Origin of the sequence: Halarchaeum acidiphilum MH1-52-1 (assembly GCF_000474235.1) — an archaeon.
Lineage (GTDB): Archaea > Halobacteriota > Halobacteria > Halobacteriales > Halobacteriaceae > Halarchaeum > Halarchaeum acidiphilum.
The window spans coordinates 1-516 of the sequence record NZ_BATA01000165.1; the positions used below are offsets into that span (position 1 = coordinate 1).

Sequence of the window (516 nt, forward strand, 5' to 3'; positions counted from 1 at the left end):
GTCCCGATCCGGACTTCTTCGCGCCCCACGGCCGCGACGGGCTACCGGGCGGGCCGCCCGCAGACCTCGCCGAGTGAACGATCGGGTCTCGACCAAAAAGGGGGCTCGCTCCGCTCGCGACCTACGCTAGGGGCGTCCGCTCGACGACCTGTCCGTCGTACGTCGGGTACTGCTCGACGATCTCCCCGTCCTCGACGTCGCCGTCCTCGATCATCTCCTCGAGGAGCCACCACGCGACCTCGATGTGGTTCGTCTTCGCGGTGTAGAACTCGTCGGGGCGCCGAGGTCGGCGAAGTGGGAGGGGGACGTGTACGTCTTCCCGTAGACGAGCGTGCCGTCGTCGGTCACCTCGTCGAAGTCGCGCTGGACGTTCTCCGCCATGCGCTTGAGGCGACTGCGATGCTGGGCGGCGTCCTTGAAGACGCTCGTGCAGAAGTAGACCTTCTCGTGGCTCGCCATCTCCTCCAGAATCGCGTCCTTCGATCCCTCGACGGCGCTCATGTGGCCGTCCTGAAG

Annotated in this window: 1 pseudogene; it reads right to left on the reverse strand. The window is 66.7% G+C overall.

What is annotated here, in order from left to right:
• Positions 1–121 precede the first annotated feature (121 nt).
• A pseudogene (locus AOZ13_RS13695) lies at positions 122–516 on the reverse strand (radical SAM protein); the annotation flags it as partial.